Annotated in this window: 32 protein-coding genes; 3 read left to right on the top strand and 29 right to left on the bottom strand. The window is 35.5% G+C overall.

Translation table 11 applies throughout. The features are described 5' to 3' along the window. Nucleotides 1–159 precede the first annotated feature (159 nt). The 29 genes from RTY06_RS05325 to rplC form a co-directional block, all read right to left on the bottom strand. Entirely contained in the window at nt 160–1,536 is a 1,377-nt protein-coding gene (locus RTY06_RS05325) for a DUF4403 family protein (RefSeq protein ID WP_312823347.1), read from the bottom strand. A 112-nt stretch (nt 1,537–1,648) separates the two neighbouring features. After that, on the bottom strand, nt 1,649–2,164 hold the full coding sequence (gene rplQ, locus RTY06_RS05320; protein ID WP_312823345.1) for a 50S ribosomal protein L17: 516 nt from the start codon (nt 2,162–2,164) through the stop codon (nt 1,649–1,651). Nucleotides 2,165–2,172: 8 nt separating this feature from the next. Beyond that, nucleotides 2,173–3,168 (bottom strand): DNA-directed RNA polymerase subunit alpha, encoded by a 996-nt coding sequence (locus RTY06_RS05315; protein WP_116034139.1) that lies wholly within the window; start codon nt 3,166–3,168, stop codon nt 2,173–2,175. Between the two features lie 31 nt (nt 3,169–3,199). After that, nucleotides 3,200–3,808, bottom strand: a complete 609-nt coding sequence (rpsD, locus tag RTY06_RS05310; protein WP_116034138.1) for a 30S ribosomal protein S4 — start codon at nt 3,806–3,808, stop codon at nt 3,200–3,202. A 24-nt stretch (nt 3,809–3,832) separates the two neighbouring features. After that, nucleotides 3,833–4,222 carry a 30S ribosomal protein S11 gene (gene rpsK, locus RTY06_RS05305; RefSeq protein ID WP_027383298.1) on the bottom strand — a complete coding sequence of 130 codons (390 nt, stop codon included), beginning with the start codon at nt 4,220–4,222 and terminating at the stop codon, nt 3,833–3,835. Nucleotides 4,223–4,234: 12 nt separating this feature from the next. Beyond that, the gene (gene rpsM, locus RTY06_RS05300) at nt 4,235–4,612 is read right to left on the bottom strand and encodes a 30S ribosomal protein S13 (protein WP_116034136.1); all 378 of its coding nucleotides are present in this window, start codon (nt 4,610–4,612) and stop codon (nt 4,235–4,237) included. Between the two features lie 16 nt (nt 4,613–4,628). Then, entirely contained in the window at nt 4,629–4,745 is a 117-nt protein-coding gene (gene rpmJ / locus RTY06_RS05295) for a 50S ribosomal protein L36 (RefSeq protein ID WP_007839480.1), read from the bottom strand. Between the two features lie 10 nt (nt 4,746–4,755). Beyond that, nucleotides 4,756–4,971 carry a translation initiation factor IF-1 gene (infA, locus tag RTY06_RS05290; protein ID WP_027383300.1) on the bottom strand — a complete coding sequence of 72 codons (216 nt, stop codon included), beginning with the start codon at nt 4,969–4,971 and terminating at the stop codon, nt 4,756–4,758. Nucleotides 4,972–4,979: 8 nt separating this feature from the next. Beyond that, nucleotides 4,980–6,359 carry a preprotein translocase subunit SecY gene (gene secY / locus RTY06_RS05285; RefSeq protein ID WP_312823343.1) on the bottom strand — a complete coding sequence of 460 codons (1,380 nt, stop codon included), beginning with the start codon at nt 6,357–6,359 and terminating at the stop codon, nt 4,980–4,982. A gap of 9 nt (nt 6,360–6,368) precedes the next feature. Continuing rightward, nucleotides 6,369–6,818, bottom strand: a complete 450-nt coding sequence (rplO, locus tag RTY06_RS05280) for a 50S ribosomal protein L15 (protein ID WP_312823341.1) — start codon at nt 6,816–6,818, stop codon at nt 6,369–6,371. An 80-nt stretch (nt 6,819–6,898) separates the two neighbouring features. Beyond that, nucleotides 6,899–7,075: a 50S ribosomal protein L30 gene (gene rpmD, locus RTY06_RS05275; RefSeq protein ID WP_027383303.1), complete on the bottom strand. Its 177-nt coding sequence runs from the start codon at nt 7,073–7,075 to the stop codon at nt 6,899–6,901. A gap of 11 nt (nt 7,076–7,086) precedes the next feature. Then, the gene (rpsE, locus tag RTY06_RS05270; RefSeq protein ID WP_027383304.1) at nt 7,087–7,605 is read right to left on the bottom strand and encodes a 30S ribosomal protein S5; all 519 of its coding nucleotides are present in this window, start codon (nt 7,603–7,605) and stop codon (nt 7,087–7,089) included. Between the two features lie 19 nt (nt 7,606–7,624). Then, the gene (gene rplR, locus RTY06_RS05265; protein WP_116034131.1) at nt 7,625–7,978 is read right to left on the bottom strand and encodes a 50S ribosomal protein L18; all 354 of its coding nucleotides are present in this window, start codon (nt 7,976–7,978) and stop codon (nt 7,625–7,627) included. An 11-nt stretch (nt 7,979–7,989) separates the two neighbouring features. Further along, nucleotides 7,990–8,535, bottom strand: coding sequence for a 50S ribosomal protein L6 (gene rplF, locus RTY06_RS05260; RefSeq protein WP_312823339.1), 546 nt, complete (start codon nt 8,533–8,535; stop codon nt 7,990–7,992). Between the two features lie 18 nt (nt 8,536–8,553). Then, a complete protein-coding gene (rpsH, locus tag RTY06_RS05255) occupies nt 8,554–8,952 on the bottom strand; it encodes a 30S ribosomal protein S8 (RefSeq protein ID WP_027383307.1) in 399 nt (132 codons plus the stop codon). Nucleotides 8,953–9,299: 347 nt separating this feature from the next. Further along, the gene (gene rpsN / locus RTY06_RS05250) at nt 9,300–9,569 is read right to left on the bottom strand and encodes a 30S ribosomal protein S14 (protein ID WP_034962852.1); all 270 of its coding nucleotides are present in this window, start codon (nt 9,567–9,569) and stop codon (nt 9,300–9,302) included. A 3-nt stretch (nt 9,570–9,572) separates the two neighbouring features. Then, a complete protein-coding gene (rplE, locus tag RTY06_RS05245; RefSeq protein ID WP_312823333.1) occupies nt 9,573–10,124 on the bottom strand; it encodes a 50S ribosomal protein L5 in 552 nt (183 codons plus the stop codon). A 12-nt stretch (nt 10,125–10,136) separates the two neighbouring features. Then, on the bottom strand, nt 10,137–10,457 hold the full coding sequence (rplX, locus tag RTY06_RS05240) for a 50S ribosomal protein L24 (RefSeq protein ID WP_116034125.1): 321 nt from the start codon (nt 10,455–10,457) through the stop codon (nt 10,137–10,139). 17 nt (nt 10,458–10,474) lie between these two features. Next, nucleotides 10,475–10,843, bottom strand: a complete 369-nt coding sequence (gene rplN, locus RTY06_RS05235; protein WP_027383311.1) for a 50S ribosomal protein L14 — start codon at nt 10,841–10,843, stop codon at nt 10,475–10,477. A gap of 2 nt (nt 10,844–10,845) precedes the next feature. Then, entirely contained in the window at nt 10,846–11,100 is a 255-nt protein-coding gene (gene rpsQ / locus RTY06_RS05230; RefSeq protein ID WP_027383312.1) for a 30S ribosomal protein S17, read from the bottom strand. 12 nt (nt 11,101–11,112) lie between these two features. Further along, nucleotides 11,113–11,298 carry a 50S ribosomal protein L29 gene (rpmC, locus tag RTY06_RS05225; RefSeq protein WP_116034123.1) on the bottom strand — a complete coding sequence of 62 codons (186 nt, stop codon included), beginning with the start codon at nt 11,296–11,298 and terminating at the stop codon, nt 11,113–11,115. A gap of 11 nt (nt 11,299–11,309) precedes the next feature. Continuing rightward, nucleotides 11,310–11,735 carry a 50S ribosomal protein L16 gene (gene rplP, locus RTY06_RS05220; RefSeq protein WP_027383314.1) on the bottom strand — a complete coding sequence of 142 codons (426 nt, stop codon included), beginning with the start codon at nt 11,733–11,735 and terminating at the stop codon, nt 11,310–11,312. 78 nt (nt 11,736–11,813) lie between these two features. Next, on the bottom strand, nt 11,814–12,542 hold the full coding sequence (gene rpsC, locus RTY06_RS05215; RefSeq protein WP_116034122.1) for a 30S ribosomal protein S3: 729 nt from the start codon (nt 12,540–12,542) through the stop codon (nt 11,814–11,816). 8 nt (nt 12,543–12,550) lie between these two features. Beyond that, on the bottom strand, nt 12,551–12,946 hold the full coding sequence (rplV, locus tag RTY06_RS05210) for a 50S ribosomal protein L22 (protein WP_116034120.1): 396 nt from the start codon (nt 12,944–12,946) through the stop codon (nt 12,551–12,553). 2 nt (nt 12,947–12,948) lie between these two features. Further along, on the bottom strand, nt 12,949–13,227 hold the full coding sequence (rpsS, locus tag RTY06_RS05205; RefSeq protein WP_028122169.1) for a 30S ribosomal protein S19: 279 nt from the start codon (nt 13,225–13,227) through the stop codon (nt 12,949–12,951). A gap of 2 nt (nt 13,228–13,229) precedes the next feature. After that, a complete protein-coding gene (gene rplB, locus RTY06_RS05200) occupies nt 13,230–14,051 on the bottom strand; it encodes a 50S ribosomal protein L2 (RefSeq protein WP_312823331.1) in 822 nt (273 codons plus the stop codon). A 19-nt stretch (nt 14,052–14,070) separates the two neighbouring features. Further along, a complete protein-coding gene (rplW, locus tag RTY06_RS05195) occupies nt 14,071–14,361 on the bottom strand; it encodes a 50S ribosomal protein L23 (protein WP_027383319.1) in 291 nt (96 codons plus the stop codon). A gap of 3 nt (nt 14,362–14,364) precedes the next feature. Beyond that, entirely contained in the window at nt 14,365–14,994 is a 630-nt protein-coding gene (gene rplD / locus RTY06_RS05190; RefSeq protein ID WP_312823329.1) for a 50S ribosomal protein L4, read from the bottom strand. Further along, on the bottom strand, nt 14,985–15,611 hold the full coding sequence (rplC, locus tag RTY06_RS05185; protein WP_116034115.1) for a 50S ribosomal protein L3: 627 nt from the start codon (nt 15,609–15,611) through the stop codon (nt 14,985–14,987). Before rplC ends, rplD begins: the two co-directional genes overlap by 10 nt. 441 nt (nt 15,612–16,052) lie before the next feature. Between rplC and RTY06_RS05180 the strand changes: the two genes are divergently transcribed. Genes RTY06_RS05180 through RTY06_RS05170 form a run of 3 tightly spaced genes read left to right on the top strand, consistent with a single transcriptional unit; the run spans nt 16,053 to nt 20,233 of the window. Further along, on the top strand, nt 16,053–17,534 hold the full coding sequence (locus tag RTY06_RS05180) for an ankyrin repeat domain-containing protein (protein WP_312823323.1): 1,482 nt from the start codon (nt 16,053–16,055) through the stop codon (nt 17,532–17,534). Nucleotides 17,535–17,546: 12 nt separating this feature from the next. Continuing rightward, nucleotides 17,547–18,041: a DUF2271 domain-containing protein gene (locus tag RTY06_RS05175; protein ID WP_312823321.1), complete on the top strand. Its 495-nt coding sequence runs from the start codon at nt 17,547–17,549 to the stop codon at nt 18,039–18,041. Beyond that, nucleotides 18,038–20,233, top strand: coding sequence for a PepSY domain-containing protein (locus RTY06_RS05170; RefSeq protein ID WP_312823320.1), 2,196 nt, complete (start codon nt 18,038–18,040; stop codon nt 20,231–20,233). The genes RTY06_RS05175 and RTY06_RS05170 overlap by 4 nt, the downstream gene beginning before the upstream one ends. Nucleotides 20,234–20,306 lie beyond the last annotated feature (73 nt).

Raw genomic sequence — 20,306 nt, 5'->3', positions numbered from 1 at the left:
TATATATCATAAATATTAAAGCAAATTAATTCTAAATATAACACCAATAATCAATTATTATTATCGATAATTAAAATCAAAACAAATATAACTTAGGCAAAAAATACAAGATAAAAGAACGTAGGAATTATCGAATATTGATTATGTAGTATAACAAAATTAAAAACTCAACCCAGATACAGTCATTTGAAGTTGCGCATTGGTATCAATGACTACTGTGATATACTTTTCTGACAACAAGAATTGTGTAGGCCTCAATGCCAAGACATTTCCTTGCATTTTAATTCCTTTTACATACTCTTTGTTGAAGTTATCCATCATACTTTTTCTGGAAGAATTTTCAATATCTAGCAATGGGATTCCGTAGTCGTTCTCTATCATTCTTCGGATCTTTCCTTCGAATAAAACGGTTAACGCTTTTTGGAAAAAATTCTTGGTTTTAAGATTAAAGTCAGATACGTTTAACTTTATTTTGTGATTCACAGCATCGTAAAAAGGTTTTCCTTTGATGAAAGCCGTTCCATTGACTTCGCCAGTTGTGTGAGCTTCTATCACAATATTTTCTTTTTCCTGATAGACCAAGATATCTGTAATCTTGACTTTTTTGTTTTCACTACCCATTGCAAATTCTTTATCTAAAAATTGTTGTTTTGCAATTCTGGTTGCTTCATCAAAACTGATATTGGCTGTGATCTGCAGATTAAAAACTTTAGGAATATTAGGATTAATTATAAAATTTGGAACAGTGTTAACGTCTTTTGTTGTTAGAGGAATTTGTCCAACATAAGTTTCGGAGTACAAATCTATCGCGATGGTGGTTTTAATCTTATCCTGAAAAACCTGCAACGGCGAAATATAAGTACTTTGAGGTGTAATCTTGAGCCAAGTATTGTATTCTTCAGAAACATTGATTGGTTTAGAAAACTGGTTCCAAACCATTACAAGATATGGCTGAAGATTGAATTGAGATTTGATCTGCTGATCTATGATACTTGTGAATTTCGTTTGTTGTTCTCTCAACGTACTTTCAATCAAAGGCGCAATTGGGATCTTAATTTTACCATAATCCAAGACTGGTTTCTGTGTCCAAACAAATCCCGCTGTTGTAGTCTTGGTGTTCAGTTTCCAATCCGATGTTGCAGCAATTGTGGTAATAAAATTCATTATAAGATTAAAATTGGTATCTTTATAAACATATACTCCGAAGGTTCCATAGCCTTTTTCTGCCCATATTTTCAAAGGCACCGAAATCATTAACCGATTATTGGTCAAAGCTTTTATAGCTATATTACCTTGCTTCTCTATCTTTACCTTGAACTGGTCATTATCATTATCTGTGTAAGATTGGTCCTCATAAAGTGTTCCTTTTATAGATTGATTTACCAGACTATTTATCTCTTGAATGGGTAAAGAAACAGGCAGAGTAATACTAGATTTGATCTTCGGCAAAGTATAAAATGGAGTTTCTGCCTGAGAGAAAGCCATAAAACTGATTAATAAAAAATAGATAAAGGTAATCTTTCTGAATGCGATCATAAGTATTCTTTAATAAAATATAAAAACACAAAATTAATGGTTTTTATTCGGTACCAAAACAAAAAAACCATCCCTAAAAAGAGATGGTTTTATATTTAAAAACAAAAGAATCTTATTCTTCAGTTTTTTCTTCTGCAGATGTCTCAGCAGGAGTTTCTTCAACTTTAGCTTCAGTAGCTTCCACTGCAACAGCTTCTGCTTTAGGAGCTGAAGTAGATCTTCTACTTCTTCTAGTTGTTTTCTTCTCTGCTTCGTTCGGATTGTAGATCTCGTTGAAATCTACCAATTCGATCATTGCCATATCGGCAGCATCACCAAGTCTGAAACCAGTTTTGATGATTCTTGTGTATCCACCGTTTCTTTCAGCAATTTTAGGAGCTACAGTTCTGAACAATTCAGTAACAGCTTCTTTACTTTGTAGGTAAGAGAAAACTGTTCTTCTATTGTGAGTTGTATCTTCTTTAGCTTTTGTAAGTAGTGGTTCCACGTAAACTCTTAAAGCTTTCGCTTTAGCAACAGTAGTGTTGATTCTTTTATGCTCAATTAGTGAACAAGCCATGTTAGAAAGCATTGCTTTTCTGTGCGGCGCCGTTCTACCTAAGTGATTTATTTTTTTACCGTGTCTCATTTTAAGGATTATTTATCAGCGTCTAACTTATATTTTGCAACATCAAACCCGAAATTTAGTCCTTTTGAGTGAACCAATTCTTCAAGTTCTGTTAAAGATTTTTTACCAAAATTTCTGAATTTCATCAAATCAGATTTACTGAAAGATACCAATTCCCCAAGAGTTTCTACTTCAGCTGCTTTCAGACAGTTAAGGGCTCTTACAGAAAGATCCATATCTGCTAATTTTGACTTAAGAAGTTGTCTTGTGTGAAGAGTCTCTTCATCGTACTGGATAGAAGCTTTTACCGCCTCAGTCTCTAAAGTAATTCTCTCATCAGAGAATAACATAAAGTGGTAGATCAAAATCTTAGAAGCTTCTGTTAAAGCATTCTGAGGAGTGATAGATCCATCAGTTTCGATATCCAATACTAATTTTTCGTAATCTGTTTTTTGCTCTACACGATAATTTTCTATACTATACTGTACTTTCTTGATAGGTGTAAAGATAGAGTCAATAGCAATAGTTCCAACAGGAGCATTGTTTGTTTTGTTCTGATCGCTCGGAACATAACCTCTTCCTTTTTCTACGTTGAAAGTAATTTCAAACGTAACATCATTAGCCAAAGTTGCAATAACCAATTCTGGATTAAGAACCTCGAAGTTAACCATTGAGTTTCCTAAATCTCCAGCAGTTACTAGTTCTTGTCCAGAGATTTTCGCAGTAATTTGCTCATTTCCTGGATTTTCAACTTTTGCTTTAAGACGAAGTTGTTTAAGATTAAGAATGATTTCAGTAACATCTTCGATCACTCCTGGAATAGTTGAAAATTCGTGCTCTACGCCTTCTATTTTGATAGATGAAATAGCATATCCTTCCAGAGAAGAAAGTAAAACTCTTCTCAATGCATTACCGATTGTAAGCCCGAAACCTGGTTCCAAAGGTCTGAATTCGAATTGTCCTTTAAAATCTGTCGAGTTTAATAGGATTACTTTATCGGGTTTTATAAATGTTAAAATTGCCATAGTCTGGTTGAGCAAAAATTTGAAAAAATTATTATTTAGAGTATAATTCGACGATTAACTGTTCTTTGATGTCCTCAGGAATTTGAATTCTCTCAGGAGCAGTCGTGAAAGTACCAGTTTTTTTCTCGTCATTGAATTGTAACCACTCATAATTTGTTTTGTAAGCTAATGCATTAGCAATTACTTCAAGAGATTTTGATTTCTCTCTTACTGCAATTACATCACCAGCTTTAAGCAAATAAGAAGGGATGTTTACTAGCTCTCCGTTCACAGTGATGTGTCTGTGAGAAACCAATTGTCTAGCTCCAGATCTAGTTTTAGCAAAACCTAATCTGTAAACTACGTTATCCAATCTTGATTCGCAAAGTTGTAATAGAACTTCACCTGTTACACCTTTACTTCTATGAGCTTTGTCAAAAAGGTTAGCAAATTGTCTTTCAAGAATACCGTAAGTATATTTAGCTTTTTGTTTTTCAGCTAACTGAACTGCGTATTCTGATTTTTTCGCACCTCTTCTTTTGTTAGGACCGTGTTGTCCTGGTGGTTGATTTTTTCTTTTCTCGAAGTTTTTATCATCTCCGAAAATTGCTTGACCAAATTTTCTAGCAATTTTTGTTTTAGGGCCAATATATCTTGCCATTGTTTTAGATTTGAGGTTAAAAGATTATACTCTTCTTCTTTTAGGTGGACGACATCCGTTGTGAGGCATAGGCGTCACGTCAACGATTTCGCTTACTTCGATACCAGAGTTGTGAAGAGTTCTGATTGCAGACTCTCTACCAGCACCTGGACCTTTTACAAACACCTTAACTCTTCTAAGACCAGCTTCGAAAGCAACCTGAGAACAGTTTTCAGCAGCCATTTGAGCTGCGAATGGAGTATTCTTTTTAGAACCTCTGAAACCCATTTTACCGGCAGAAGCCCAAGAGATAACTTCTCCTGCTTTATTTGTTAAAGAAATGATGATGTTATTGAAAGAAGCTTGAATATGCGCTTCACCAATAGCCTCAACTTTTACTTTTCTTTTTTTAACTACTTTAGTTTGTTTTGCCATAATTCCTAACGATTATTTACTTGCCTTTTTCTTGTTAGCAACAGTTTTTCTCTTTCCTTTACGGGTTCTAGAGTTGTTTTTCGTTCTCTGGCCTCTTAAAGGTAGTCCTAGTCTGTGACGTATTCCTCGTTGGCATCCTATGTCCATCAATCGCTTGATATTCAATTGCACTTCAGAACGCAATTCTCCTTCAACTTTTACGTTGTCTAAGATATAAGTTCTGATTGCTGCCAATTCATCGTCATTCCATTCGTTGACTTTCTTGTCTTCGCTGATTCCAGCGCTTTTCAAAATTTCTGAAGCAGTACTTCTTCCAACACCGTAGATGTAAGTAAGACCTATAACGCCTCTTTTGTTCTTTGGTAAATCAATACCTGAAATTCTCGCCATAATTTAATTGCGGTTCTTAACCTTGTCTTTGTTTAAATTTAGGGTTCTTCTTGTTGATTACGAAAAGTACACCTTTTCTGCGTACAATTTTGCAATCAGCACTTCTTTTTTTGATAGATGCTCTAACCTTCATTTTGTTAATTTTAATATCTAAAAGTTATTCTCCCTTTAGTCAAGTCATAAGGAGAGAGTTCGAGTCTTACCTTGTCTCCAGGTAAGAGTTTAATATAATGCATTCTCATTTTACCAGAAATATGGGCAATTAATACATGCCCATTCTCTAGCTCTACACGGAACTGCGCATTGGAAAGTGCTTCCGTTATTACGCCGTCTTGTTCTATATGTTTCTGTTTAGCCATTTACTTTATTAAAGGTTTGATGATCTTGATAATTTAGATTGCATCAACCCATCATAATGATGGTTCAGCAGATATGTGTTAATTTGTTGCACAGTATCCAAGATAACTCCAACCATAATTAACAACGAAGTACCCCCAAAAAAGAGAGCAAATCTATCTGTCTGAACAAACGCTCCGTGCACTATTGCCGGAAGGACTGCAAAGATAGATAAAAATATTGCACCAGGCAAGGTTATTTTTGATAAAATATCATCTAGATAATCTGCCGTTTCTTTTCCAGGTCTTACCTTAGGAATAAGCCCACCATTACGCTTCAAATCGTCAGCCATCTGATTTACAGGAATGGTAATTGCTGTATAGAAAAATGAGAAAATTATAATCAATAACGCAAACAATACGTTGTACTGCCAGCTAAAAACATTTTTGAAACCAGCCAAAAACGTGTTAGATTCGTCTACTTTTGTAAGTAATCCTGGTACAAACATCAATGCTTGTGCAAAGATGATTGGCATTACACCTGCAGCATTCACTTTTAATGGAATCCACTGTCTAGCACCATCCATCAAGTTTCTGCTAACACCACCTCTTGCTTGAGCTCTACTTACATACTGGATTGGAATTTTTCTTACAGCTACAGATAAAACAATAGCTAATAGAATGACCAATAACCAGAATATAATTTCTACTAAAATCATGATGCTTCCTAAACCACCTTTACCATTCTGCGTAAGAATCTCTTGATAAAATGCTGTTGGAAGATCCGCAAGGATACCCACCATAATTAAGATAGAAATACCATTACCAATACCTTTGTCAGTAATCTTCTCTCCTAACCACATTGCAAATACTGATCCTGCTACCAAGATAATAATACTCGGTAACCAAAACATTAATGATGCTGGATCTATATAATAGGCTGATCCAAACTGTGAATAAGGCAAGAAATATTGCGTAACAGAAGTTAAATAAGAAGGCGCTTGTACAAGACAAACCCCAATAGTTAACCATCTGGTAATTTGGTTCAATGTATTTCTTCCACTTTCTCCGTCTTTTTGTAACTTCTGAAGATAAGGAATAGCCATTCCCATCAATTGCACTATAATAGAAGCAGAGATATAAGGCATAATTCCTAATGCCATGATAGAAGCACGGCTAAATGCTCCACCTGTGAAAGAAGACAATAAACCCAAAAGGCCGGCCCCTTGTTGGTTCCCGCCTTGATTTTGGTAATGTTGTAATAAGTTCCCTACTTCTGCAGTATTAATTGCAGGAAGAGAAACATATGATGCGAATCTATACACAAGGACCAAAGAAAGTGTCAGGATAATTTTATCCCTCAGCTCTTTTAGACTCCAAATGTTTTTAAGTGTTTGTATAAATTCTTTCATTATTATTAATTAAAGAGTAATTGCTTTACCTCCTGCTTTGTTGATTGCTTCTTCAGCAGACTTAGTAAACTTGTCAGCAGAGATAGAAACACCAGATTTCAAATCACCTCTACCTAAGATTTTTACTAATTCGTTTTTAGATGCAAGACCGTTTTCTACTAATACATCTCTAGTGATATCACCAGTGATGTTTTTAGTATCGATCAAAGTTTGGATAGTATCAAGATTGATTGCTCTAAACTCTTTTCTATTAATATTTTTGAAACCAAATTTTGGTAATCTTCTTTGCAAAGGCATCTGTCCACCTTCGAAACCGATTTTCTGAGAATAACCAGCTCTAGCTTTTTGACCTTTATGTCCTTTTGTTGAAGTACCACCATATCCGCTTCCTTGTCCTCTACCAATTCTTTTTATGCTAAAAGTAGAGCCAGCTGATGGTTTTAAATTATTTAAATTCATTGTTGTATTGAGATTATAGATTAAAAGATAAGAGACAAGAGACTGCAAAAACTAGTCTCTTTTCTCTATGTCTATTGTTCTTATTTCTGAACTTCTAATAAGTGACTTACAGAAGCGATCATTCCTAAAATAGAAGGCGTAGCTTCGTGTTCTACAACTTGTTGAAGTCTTTTAAATCCTAGTGCTTCAAGTGTTCTTTTTTGAGTTTTAGAACGATTAATAGCACTTCTAACTAATTTTACTTTGATTGTTGCCATTGCTATATTGATTAACCGTTAAACACTTTACTTAAAGAAACTCCTCTCATTCTTGCAATCTCTTCTGGTCTTCTGATGTCCAATAATGCGTTGAAAGTAGCTTTCACAACATTATGTGGGTTAGAAGAACCTTTAGATTTTGACAATACATCGTGTACACCTGCAGATTCCAATACCGCTCTTACCGCACCACCTGCGATAAGTCCTGTACCGTGAGATGCTGGTCTCAAAAAGATATCAGCACCACCATATCTTGCAGAAGTCTGGTGAGGAATTGTATGGTTGATTACTGGAACTTTTACCAAGTTTTTCTTAGCATCTTCTACTGCCTTAGCAATTGCAGAAGCTACTTCTTTAGATTTACCTAGTCCGTATCCGATAATTCCATCCTCGTTTCCTACAACAACAATTGCAGAAAATCCGAATGCTCTACCACCTTTGGTTACTTTAGTTACTCTGTTAACAGCAACCAGACGATCTTTTAATTCTAATCCTCCAGGTTTAACTCTTTCTATATTACTATCTACCATGTTTTCTAGATTTTTAAAATTAGAATTTAAGACCAGCTTCTCTAGCACCGTCAGCAAGAGCTTTCACTCTACCGTGGTATACGAAACCATTTCTATCAAATACAACATTCTCGATACCTGCCGCCTTAGCTTTAGCTGCAATAGCTTTACCTACAGCTACAGATACTTCTGTTTTCGTTCCTTTAGCGTCTACTCCTTTCTCTCTAGAAGATGCAGATACTAATGTTTTTCCGTCTTTGTCATCTACCAATTGAGCGTAGATCTCTTTATTACTTTTGAATACAGATAATCTTGGTAAAGATGCAGATCCTGAAATCTTCCCTCTTACTCTTCTTTTGATTCTGATTCGTTTTTCAACTTTTGTTAATGCCATTTTCTTAAATTTTATGCAGATTTACCGGCTTTTCTTCTGATGATTTCACCCACGAATTTCACACCTTTTCCTTTGTAAGGCTCAGGTTTTCTGAAAGATCTGATCTTCGCAGCCACCATTCCAAGAAGTTGATTATCGTAAGAAGATAATGTAATGATCGGGTTTTTCCCTTTTTCAGTCAATGTATCTATTGTAACTTCTTTTGGAAGTTCCAAAACGATACCGTGAGAAAATCCAAGAGCCAATTCTAATCTTTGACCATTGTGAGATGCTCTGTATCCAACTCCTACTAGTTCTAATTGCTTAGTGAATCCTGTAGAAGTACCAACAATCATATTGTTGATAAGCGCTCTGTATAAACCGTGAAGCGCTTTATGTTCTTTTGAATCAGAAGGACGTGTGAATGTAAGTACACCGTCTTCTTGTGCGAAGCTAATCCCCCCTGTAAGTTCCTGAGATAACTCTCCTTTAGGACCTTTTACCGTTACAACACCTTCTTTTTCAGAAACTGTAACTCCAGCAGGAACTTCTATAATTGCTTTACCAATTCTTGACATTTTCCTTGTTTTAAAAAATTAATATACGTAGCAAATTACTTCACCTCCTACTTTCTCTTGTCTAGCTTTTTTATCAGTCATTACTCCTTTAGAAGTAGAGATGATAGCTACACCTAGTCCGTTAAGTACTCTTGGAAGTTCCTCAGAACCTTTGTACTGACGAAGACCTGGTCTAGAAGCTCTTTGGATAGACTTGATAGCTGGTTTGTTCGTTTGCTTATCATACTTCAAAGCGATCTTGATAGCTCCTTGAACCGCGTTGTCCTCGAACTTGTAGTTCAAGATATAACCTTGGTCAAAAAGAATCTTAGTGATCTCTTTTTTGATTTTCGATGCAGGAATTTCCACCACTTTGTGGCCTGCGCTTTGTGCGTTCCTTACTCTTGTTAGGAAATCTGAAATTGGATCTGTTACCATTTCTTTATTATTAAATTATTGGTTAATGACAACCAGTATTGAAAAGACTTGAAAATTAAAGATAATTTAGTTGGAATAACTCTCCAAAAAAAACTCTTTATTTACAGTATCTCAACAACTTAACTGTCACTTTGTTTTCTAAAATTCAATTAACTTTAATAAACATAGTCAAAACTAAGTTTAACTCTCAGAAAATATTAATTTACTGAGCGGGTGCAAAAGTACAAAAAAAATTAATAATAATTAAAAATTTTCAAATATCTTAAAATCATTATAGTTTTGTCCTCTATTTATTAAAATACAGCTGACTTATAAAATATAGAAGTCAGCTGTAAAATTTTAATTGCTTACCAACTAGCTTTTTTAACGCCTGGGATAAGACCATTGTTTGCCATTTCACGGAAAGTTACTCTGGAAATACCGAATGTTCTCATATATCCTCTTGGTCTACCTGTCAATTTACATCTGTTATGTAATCTTACAGGAGAAGCATTTTTAGGCAATTTCTGTAATGCATCATAATCACCAGCTTCTTTCAAAGCTTTTCTTTTTTCAGCATATTTAGCTACAGTAGCTTCTCTTTTGCGCTCACGCGCTTTCATTGATTCTTTAGCCATTTCTTAGTTCTTTTTGAACGGTAAACCGAAGTGAGTTAATAATGATTTTGCTTCTTTATCAGTTTTCGCAGTTGTTACGAAAGTGATGTCCATCCCCTGGATTTTTTTCACTTTGTCAATTACGATCTCTGGGAAGATAATCTGCTCAGTAATACCTAAGTTGTAATTACCTCTTCCGTCGAAACCTTCAGCTTTGATTCCAGAAAAATCTCTAATTCTTGGAAGTGCAGAAGAAGTTAATCTATCTAGGAACTCATACATTTTATCAGCTCTTAGAGTTACTCTTGCTCCTACAGGCATTCCTTTTCTTAGTTTGAAGGCTGCTTCATCTTTCTTAGAAAGTGTTCCAACAGCTTTTTGTCCTGTAATTGCAGTCAATTCTTCTACTGCATAGTCAACGATTTTTTTGTCAGCTGTAGCAGCTCCCAAACCTTGTGACACAACGATTTTCTCTAATCTAGGTACTTGCATTACTGATTTGTACCCAAATTCTTCCATCATTGCAGGAACAATTTTCTCTTTATATGCTTGTTTTGGTCTTACTATATATTCCATTGTAATTCTAAATTATAAAGTTTCACCTGTTGTTTTAGCAACTCTTACTTTCTTACCTCCTTCTACTTTAGTACCAGTCTTAGTAGCTTTACCGTTTTTATCAACAAGTGCTACGTTAGAAATATGCAAAGAAGCTTCTTTTTCTACAATTCCACCTTGAGGGTTTTGTGCAGATGGCTTAGTATGTTTTTTAACGATATTAATACCGGCAACAACAACTCTAGGATCTTTACCTTCTTTTCTAATTACTTCAAGAACTTCACCTTTACTACCTCTGTTTTTACCAGTAGTAACGATAACGTTGTCTCCTCTTTTTATTTTAACTTTTGTCATTTTTGTAAATTTTAAAATTAAAGTACTTCAGGAGCTAATGAAATAACTTTCATATATTCTTTATCTCTCAACTCACGAGCAACTGGTCCGAAAACACGTGTTCCTCTCATTTCTCCAGCAGCGTTTAGTAAAACACAAGCATTGTCTTCGAATTTGATGTAAGATCCATCTTTTCTTCTAACTGCTTTTTTAGTTCTTACTACAACTGCTTTAGACACTTGGCCTTTTTTAGCATTACCTGATGGTGTAGAATCTTTGATAGTAACAACGATTTTATCACCAACTGAAGCATATCTTCTTCTAGTTCCTCCTAGAACTCTGATCACTAGTACTTCTTTTGCACCTGTGTTATCAGCAACTTTTAATCTTGATTCTGTTTGTAACATTATTACTTAGCTTTTTCAATGATTCTTACTAATCTCCATCTTTTGCTCTTGCTCAAAGGTCTAGTTTCTGTAATCAAAACTGTATCACCTTCTGTGCACTCGTTGTTCTCATCATGTGCAGTATATTTTTTCGTTTTCAAAACGAATTTACCGTACATTGGATGCTTCACTCTCGTAGTTTCACTAACAACAATAGTCTTTTCCATTTTATTGCTGGAAACTACTCCAATACGTTCTTTTCTTAAATTTCTGTCCATTGTAAAAAGGAATTATTGTTTGTTAGTTAATTCTGTGTTAAGTCTAGCGATTGTTTTTCTCAAATCTCTTATTAAGATTGGATTCTCAAGTGGACTGATTTTGTGAGCCAATTTAGTTTTAGCATAGTTAGCTTTAGCTTCAGTCAATTGATTGATTAAATCCTCTTTGCTTAAATTTTTGATGTCAGCGTTTTTCATTTTAATAGAGATTATAGAGGTTTAACAAAATCGTTTGCAACTACGAACTTGGTAACGATTGGTAACTTTTGAGCAGCAAGCCTAAGAGCTTCTTTTGCTACATCGTAAGGTACACCACCAACTTCGAACATAATTTTACCAGGTTTTACTACAGCTACCCAATATTCCACAGCACCTTTACCTTTACCCATACGTACTTCCGCTGGTTTTTTAGTAATTGGCTTATCTGGGAAAATTTTGATCCATAGTTGACCTTCTCTTTTCATATATCTTGTAGCTGCGATACGCGCCGCTTCAATTTGTCTTGCAGTAACCCAAGCTCCCTCTGTAGCTTTGATTCCGAAAGTTCCGTAAGCAAGTTGATTACCTCTTTGAGCAATCCCCTTCATTTTCATCTTATGAACTCTACGGAATTTGGTTCTTTTTGGTTGTAACATAATTTCTTAAATTTTAGATTTTAGAATTTAGATTTTAAAAAAGTAACGGTCATTTAAAAACTATCCTCTAAAATTTTATTAATTATTTCTTCTTGGTTTTCTGTCGCCTCTTTCTCCTCTGTCGTTTCTACCTCCAGCTGGCGCTTTTTTCTGTTGTCCTACAAGCGGAGTAAGGTCTCTTTTACCGTACACTTCTCCTTTCATAATCCAAACTTTAACACCTAACTTACCGTATTGAGTTAATGCTTCACCGATATGATAATCGATATCTGCACGGAAAGTAGATAAAGGAATTCTTCCTTCTTTGAAGTTTTCAGAACGTGCCATTTCAGCGCCGTTCAATCTTCCAGAAATCTGAACTTTGATCCCTTCAGCTCCCATTCTCATTGTAGAAGCGATAGCCATTTTCACCGCTCTTCTGTAAGAGATGCGATTTTCGATTTGCTTAGCGATGCTATCAGCAACCAATACTGCGTCTAGCTCAGGTCTCTTGATTTCGAAAATATTGATTTGGATATCTTTTCCAGTCAATTTTTTCAACTCTTCTTTTAGTTTGTCAACTTCCTGTCCACCTTTCCCGATGATTAAACCTGGTCTAGCAGTAGTGATCGTTACAGTTACTAATTTAAGTGTTCTTTCAATAAAGATTTTTGAAATACCACCTTTAGATAATCTTGCTTCAAGGTATCTTCTGATTTTGTAATCTTCAGCGATTCTATCACCGTAGTTTTTACCACCAAACCAGTTAGAATCCCATCCTCTGATGATACCTAATCTGTTACCAATTGGATTTGTCTTCTGTCCCATACCTTGAATTAATTTTTAGTACCTAAGATTAATGTAATGTGGTTTGATCTCTTTCTGATTCTGTAACCTCTACCTTGTGGAGCAGGTCTTAGTCTCTTCAATTGTCTTGCACTATCTACAAATATTTCTTTAACGATAAGGTTTGCTTCCTCGATGTCAGCACCTTCGTTTTTAGTTTGCCAGTTAGCAATCGCAGAAAGTAATACTTTTTCCAATTTCTCAGAAGCAGCTTTCTTTGAATATTTTAGAATAGATAGAGCTTTTTCAACCTCTACTCCTCTAATGATATCAGCAACTAATCTCATTTTTCTAGGAGAAGAAGGGCAATCGTTGTGTAACGCTTTTGCCACATCTTGGTTTGCTATTTTACGTGCTAATGCACTTTCTCTTTTTCTTGATCCCATGATTATCTACCTCCTTTATTTTTGTTACCACCGTGACCTCTGAAAGATCTTGTCGGAGAAAATTCGCCTAACTTGTGTCCAACCATGTTTTCTGTTACATAAACTGGGATAAAAGATTTCCCGTTGTGTACAGCAATAGTTTGACCTACGAAGTCTGGAGAGATCATAGACGCTCTAGACCAAGTTTTGATTACAGTCTTTTTGTTAGACTCTATATTTGCCTGAACCTTTTTATCTAAAGTGTGATGAATAAATGGTCCTTTTTTAAGTGATCTTGCCATAATTATTTACGTTTAGATATGATATGACGGTTAGACGCTTTGTTTTTCTTTCTAGTTTTGTAACCTTTAGCTGGTTTACCGTTTCTAGATCTTGGGTGACCTCCAGAAGAACGTCCTTCACCACCTCCCATTGGGTGATCAACTGGGTTCATTACTACTGGTCTTGTTCTAGGTCTTCTACCCAACCATCTGCTTCTACCAGCCTTACCTGATACAGTTAACTGATGATCACCGTTAGAAACAGATCCAACCATTGCTATACATTCTGTAAGAATCATTCTAGATTCTCCAGAAGGCAACTTAACGATGGCATATTTTCCATCTCTAGAAGTCAATTGAGCTGAAGAACCAGCACTTCTTGCCATGATTGCACCTTGTCCAGGCTTCAATTCGATACAAGAAATTACAGTACCCAATGGAATATTTTTCAATTTCATTGCGTTACCTACGTTAGGTTCTACGCTTTCTCCAGAAACAATTTTCTGATCAACTTTGATCCCGTTTGGAGCGATGATATATCTCTTCTCTCCATCTGCGTACTCCACCAACGCGATGAAAGCAGTTCTATTTGGATCATATTCTACAGTTTTTACCGTTGCTTCAACATCGAATTTGTTTCTTTTGAAGTCGATAATTCTGTATTTCTTTTTGTGTCCACCTCCGGTGTAACGCATGGTCATTTTACCAGTTTGGTTACGTCCACCTGACTTACTAATACCAACTGTTAGAGATTTCTCTGGTTTGTTGGTAGTAATTTCCTCAAAATTGTTAACAACTCTGAATCTCTGTCCTGGGGTGATAGGTTTTAATTTTCTAACAGACATTACTATTATTTATAATTAATTAATTAGTTGCGAAAATATCAATAACTTCTCCAGCTGCTAATGTTACAACAGCTTTTTTCAATTTATTGGTTTTCCCAACTTGAAGTCCTTTTTTTGTATGTTTAGCAGAAACTTTAGGCGCATAAATCATCGTTCTAACGTCCGCTACTTTTACACCGTAAGCTGCTTCAATAGCACCTTTAATCTGGATCTTGTTTGCTTTTGGAGCAACCAAGAAAGAATAAGCACCTCTTAGATCTGTAAGATAGTTTGCTTTTTCTGAAATAATTGGTTTAATAATAAGTGACATGATTTATTTCTTTAAGTTGTCCTGAAATTTCTCTACTGCACCTTCTAAGAAGATAATCTCACCTGCATTGATTAAATCATAAGAAGAAATCTCGTTATAATTCAACACTCTTGTTTTAGGCAAGTTTCTAGAAGATAAATATACATTCTTGTTAGCTTCAGGAAGTACGAATAATGATTTTTTACCTGTAAGAGTCAAAGCATCCAACAATGTGATGAATTCTTTTGTCTTAGGAGCATCAAAACTCAAGTTCTCCAAAACTTTGATACTGTTATCTCTCAATTTTTGAGACAAAACAGATTTTTTAGCTAATCTCTTAAGCGCTTTGTTCAATTTGAATCTGTAGTCTCTTGGTTTTGGACCAAAAACTCTACCTCCACCTTTGAAAGTTGGCGACTTGATATCACCATATCTCGCAGATCCTGAACCTTTTTGCTTCTTAAGCTTTCTAGTAGAAGCAGTGATTTCGCTTCTTTCTTTAGATTTATGAGTACCTTGACGCTGAGCAGCAAGATATTGTTTAACCTCTAAGTAAACCGCGTGCTGATTTGGCTCAATTCCGAAAACTGATTCGTCAAGAGTTACTTTTCTTCCGGTCTCTTTTCCTGATGTATTTAATACTACTAGTTCCATTTCTTGATAATTACATAAGAATTTTTAGCTCCCGGAACAGCACCTTTTACTACTAAAAGATTTTGTTCTTCATCCACTTTTAACACTTGAAGGTTTTGAACAGTTACTTGCTCACCTCCCATTCTACCAGCCATTCTCATTCCTTTGAATACTCTCGAAGGATCCGATCCAGCACCGATAGAACCTGGAGCTCTAAGTCTGTTGTGCTGCCCGTGAGTTGCTTGCATTACACCTCCAAATCCGTGTCTTTTAACAACACCTTGGAAACCTTTACCTTTAGAAGTACCTGTTACATCAACGTATTCACCTTCTGCAAACATGTTAACTTCTACTAAATCTCCTATTTTAACATCGTGTTCGAATGCATTTCTGAATTCTACCAACTTCGCTTTAGGAGTTGAACCAGCCTTTTTAAAATGACCAGCTAACGCTTTACCAACGTTCTTCTCACTCTTGTCATCGAAACCTAGTTGAACAGCAACATACCCGTCAACTTCTTCGGTTCTGACCTGTAAAACCGCACATGGACCAGCCTGAATAACTGTACAAGGAATGTTTTTCCCAGCTTCGTCAAACAAAGATGTCATACCGATTTTTTTACCAATAATACCTGACATTATTTATTATATATCTATTATATTAAAACTTAGCATTTTAGTGGCCTTCGTAATTTTCTATGTCTGAAATAGGCATACTCTTTCCCTAAAATGAGTGTGCAAATGTATGAATATTTTTTATATTGACAAATATTTTCAGGAAATTATTTGATAATTTGTGAGTTACGAGATTCTAGACCAATTTTAAAAACAAAACATCAAATAAATCTTGACAGAATAATCACTCTAAGAAAATTAAGGCTTAAAAGTAAACTTATAACAATACGAATTGGACAAAGTTCCCCCATCTTAAGTAGTTCTGTTAACATTTAAAACAGAACATTACATTTTGAAAATGAAATTTTATTCTAGAACTGCCAAAAATCAGTTTCATTAGGAAGCATTAAAAAGATTAATTTGTATTTTTGCTATTTAGAATTAATAAAAATAAATTAATTAAAAATGAAAAAGATACTTTTCACATCTTTCATATTATTAGGTATGCTTTTCCAAGCGCAAAAAAATACACTTCTGAATGCTGACTTCTGGAAAGCAAAACCAGATGTAGAAAAAGTAAAAGCAGAAATCAACCAAGGCAACAACCCTTACGAATTTAATTCTAATGCTTTTGATCCAACTGCACTTTCTATTAATAATAGATCTTCGACAGATGTAATTATTTACTTATTAGAAAAAGCGAAAAGTGTTGATCAACTAACACACGATGGAAGAACTTACTTGCATTGGGCAGCAATGAGCGGAAACAAAGAAGTAATCTCTTACCTATTGAAAAAAGGCTACAACCCCAATAAATATGACACAAAAGGTTTTACGCCTATATCTTTTGCAGCTTATTTTGGTCTAGCCAATGCAGAAATCTATGACTTGTTTTTTCGAAATGGTGTTGATCCAAAAACTAAATACAATAACGACGCCAACATTCTTTTATTAGCCATAGGAAATGATAAAGACGGCTCTCTAGAAAAACTATTCTTGTCAAAAGGTCTTTCTTTGGATTCTAAAGACAACAAAGGAAGAACAGCTTTCGATTATGCTACAAGTTTTGGTAATATTGATATTTTAAAATCATTACGTACAAAAAATATCAAGGCCACAGATTATGCACTAATCAACGCAGCTTCGGGAACAAGAACTAATACTAATGGATTGCCAGTTTATCAATACCTTCTGGATGATTTAAAATTAAATCCAAAAACAACCAATGAGGATGGAGCTACGGCTCTGCAAATCATTGCAAGAAAACCCAACCAAAAGGAGATCATCGATTACCTTATCAATAAAGGTGTTGATCCTAATCAAAAAGATGCTGATGGAAACAATGCTTTAATCATTGCGGCTGGTGGTAGAGACATCAATAATATTAAAGCTATTCTTCCAAAAATCAAAGACATCAACGCTACGAATGCTAAAGGTGAATCTGCATTAACCGAAGCTGTAAAAAGTAGTTCTGCAGAAACCATTGCGCTTCTTTTGGACAACAAAGCCAACATCAATATAAAAGATATAAAAGGAAATGACTTGGCTTATCATATTATTCAAGCTTACAATCCTGCTGGCGGAAGAGGGAATGCAAAAGATGACTTAACCGAAAAAATGGAGCTTCTAAAATCAAAAGGAATTAACTTTTCGACGCCACAAGCAGATGGAAATACGTTGCTACATCTCGCCATTGCAAAAAACAATCTTGACCTTCTAAAAAAATTAGAACCATATAAGATTGATGTAAATGCCAAGAACAAAGAAAGTATGACCGCACTTCACAAAGCGGCGCTTATTGCAAAAAATGACGAAATTCTAAAATATCTCATCAGCCTTGGCGCTAAAAAAGATATCAAAACTGAGTTTGATGAAACCGCTTATGACTTAGCTTCAGAAAACGAATATCTAAAAAAGAACAACACCTCTATCGAATTTTTAAAATAAAATAAAATAAAAATGACTTCATCATTCAGAATTCAACTAGTCGGAATTTTGACCTTTTTCGCTGTAATATTTTCATCAGCACAGGTTTCCAAATACAAATGTATGCTCCAAATGACAAGCTACACAGGCGAAGGCGCTTATGTTGTGGTTTCATTAATCGATCCGAAAGGCACATACGAAAAAACACTTTACGTAATGGGACCAGACAAAAAATGGTACGACACGCTTAAAGAATGGCACAAAGCACAAACCAAAAAACCAACGAAACTCAATGCCATCACCGGCGCATCTGTAGCAGGTGGCGATAGAAGCATCACCACATTTTCTATAGAAGACAAATATCTTAATAAAGGATACAAAATCCGTTTCGAATCTGCTGTGGAGGATCAAAAATACCACGTTCAGGATTTGGAGATTCCTTTGACAACAGATGGGATTACTCAAAAAACAGATGGAAAAGGCTACATCAAGTACGCCAAATTGATCAAATTTAATCTTAGTAAATGACATCATCTGTTTGGAGACTGGCGCACCTCGCGTTGGCAGTCGTTACATTTTTGTTTCTGATCCTCGCATCGGTAACAGGGATTGTTTTGGCTTATGACGCCGCACAGGAAAATCTGCAACCACTCCGGGCAGATGATATCAATACCTTTACACTTTCCCAAGCCATTCCGGAACTGAAAAAACATTATCCGGAAATTATTGAGCTGAGTGTAGATCACAACCGTTTTGTTTTACTGGAAGGTATTGACAACGACGGCAATGATGTAAAAGCCTATATCAATCCAACAACCGGAAAAATCTTAGGCAAACCGACAGAAAAAAGCGAGTTCATCAATTGGAACCTCTCTTTGCATCGTTCATTATTTTTGAAAGAAACGGGGAGATTCGTGGTTGGAGTGGTTTCGTTTTTATTAATGTTAATTACCATTTCGGGGTTCGTATTAATTTTAAAACGGCAAAAGAGTTTCCGAAATTTCTTTGGCAAAATCAACAAAGATTCTTTTTCTCAATATTACCACGTGATTTCTGGGAGATTATTATTGATTCCGATTCTTATCGTTTCCATCACGGCGACTTATCTTTTCCTTGTACGTTTTGAAATCATCAAGAAAACCGAACCTGAGAAAATCAAGAGTTCAAAATCAAATAATCAAACAGAAAAAAAATTAGCTGATTTTGATATTTTTAAATCGACCTTATTAAAAGATGTTCAGAAAATCGAATTTCCTTTTGTAGAAGATGAGCCAGAGGAATTCTTTGTCTTAAAACTAAAAGACCGAGAAATCACCGTCAACCAAATCACAGGCGCGATTGAAAAAGAAGAAAAATATCCTTTAATAACAGTCTATGAAAATCTAAGTCTCGACCTGCACACGGGAAGAACCAATTGGATTTGGGCAATAGTTTTAGGATTATCGTCTGCTAATATTCTGATGTTCATTTGGTCTGGATTTGCCATTACTTTCAGAAGAAGTCGATCTAAAATTAAGAATAAATTTAAACCAGATCAGGCAGAAATCATTCTATTAGTTGGTTCAGAAAACGGAACCACCTTGAATTTCGCTTCCAATGTTCATCATCAATTATTATCAACGGGTAAGAAATCTTATCTGGCAGAACTCAACCATTACAAACTTTTTCCGAATGCAAAACAATTAGTCATTTTTGCTTCAACTTACGGTTTGGGAGATCCGCCAACTAATGCGTCTCAGTTTTTGAAATTGGTTGATAAAATTCCGAAAAATCAAGACGTTCATTACTCTGTTGTGGGATTTGGTTCCAAATCTTATGACGAGTTTTGTGCTTTTGCAGAGAAAATCAATCAACATCTATCTGAAACCGATTGGGCAAAACCATTGATTCCGTTACACACAGTTAACGATCGTTCAACGCACGAGTTCGCAGAATGGGCAAGAGAATGGAGTGCAGAAAGCCTGATTCCGATCGCCTCCGCACCTTCACTTTACGCTCCTAAAATCCCAGCTTTATCAAAATTTAAAGTCGTAGGAAAATCCGAAGTGGTGGAAGAAGCCACAACTTTTAAACTCAATCTAAAACCAACTTCCAGACAGAAGTACCAATCCGGAGATTTGCTTGCCGTCTATCCCGACAATGACCACAAGGAAAGATTCTACTCTGTAGGGAAAGTAGATGACAGCCTGCAACTGATTGTCAAATTGTTCGAGAACGGTTTAGGTTCTGGCTACTTATACCGATTGGAAGAAGGACAGGAAATCAATGCCAGATTAATTAAAAATTCGGATTTTCATATTCCTAAAAATCCTAAATCAATCGCATTAATCGCCAACGGAACTGGGATTGCACCTTTCCTTGGAATGATTGATAACAATACCAAAAAGAAAGATATCCGCCTCTACTGTGGGTTCAGGAAGTCGAGTGAACTAAGTCGCCGTTATACTCAGTTTCTGGAAAGTCAAAAAGAGAAAGGGCAACTTTCGGATTTTCAATTTGCTTACTCCAAAGAAGAACAAGCCGAGTATGTGATGCATCTTATTGAAAAAGATGTCGAGTATTTCTACCAACTTCTTCAAAGTGGCGGAACCATTATGATTTGTGGCGCACTAAGAATGCAACACGATGTCGAAACCTTATTAGACGACATTTGTTTGAAGAAAGGAACTTCTCTTGGTGACTATAAAAATAGAGGGCAGATTCTTACGGATTGTTATTAATGAAGTAGATGAAAAGATAATAGATGAGAGATAATAGACTTGGTGAAGTCCTCATAATTATTCATTCCATCGA

Origin of the sequence: Epilithonimonas sp., from assembly GCF_032055105.1 — a bacterium.
Taxonomy (GTDB): Bacteria; Bacteroidota; Bacteroidia; order Flavobacteriales; family Weeksellaceae; genus Epilithonimonas.
Note: the sequence above shows the minus strand (reverse complement) of the source record. Positions and strands in the feature narration are given on the sequence as shown.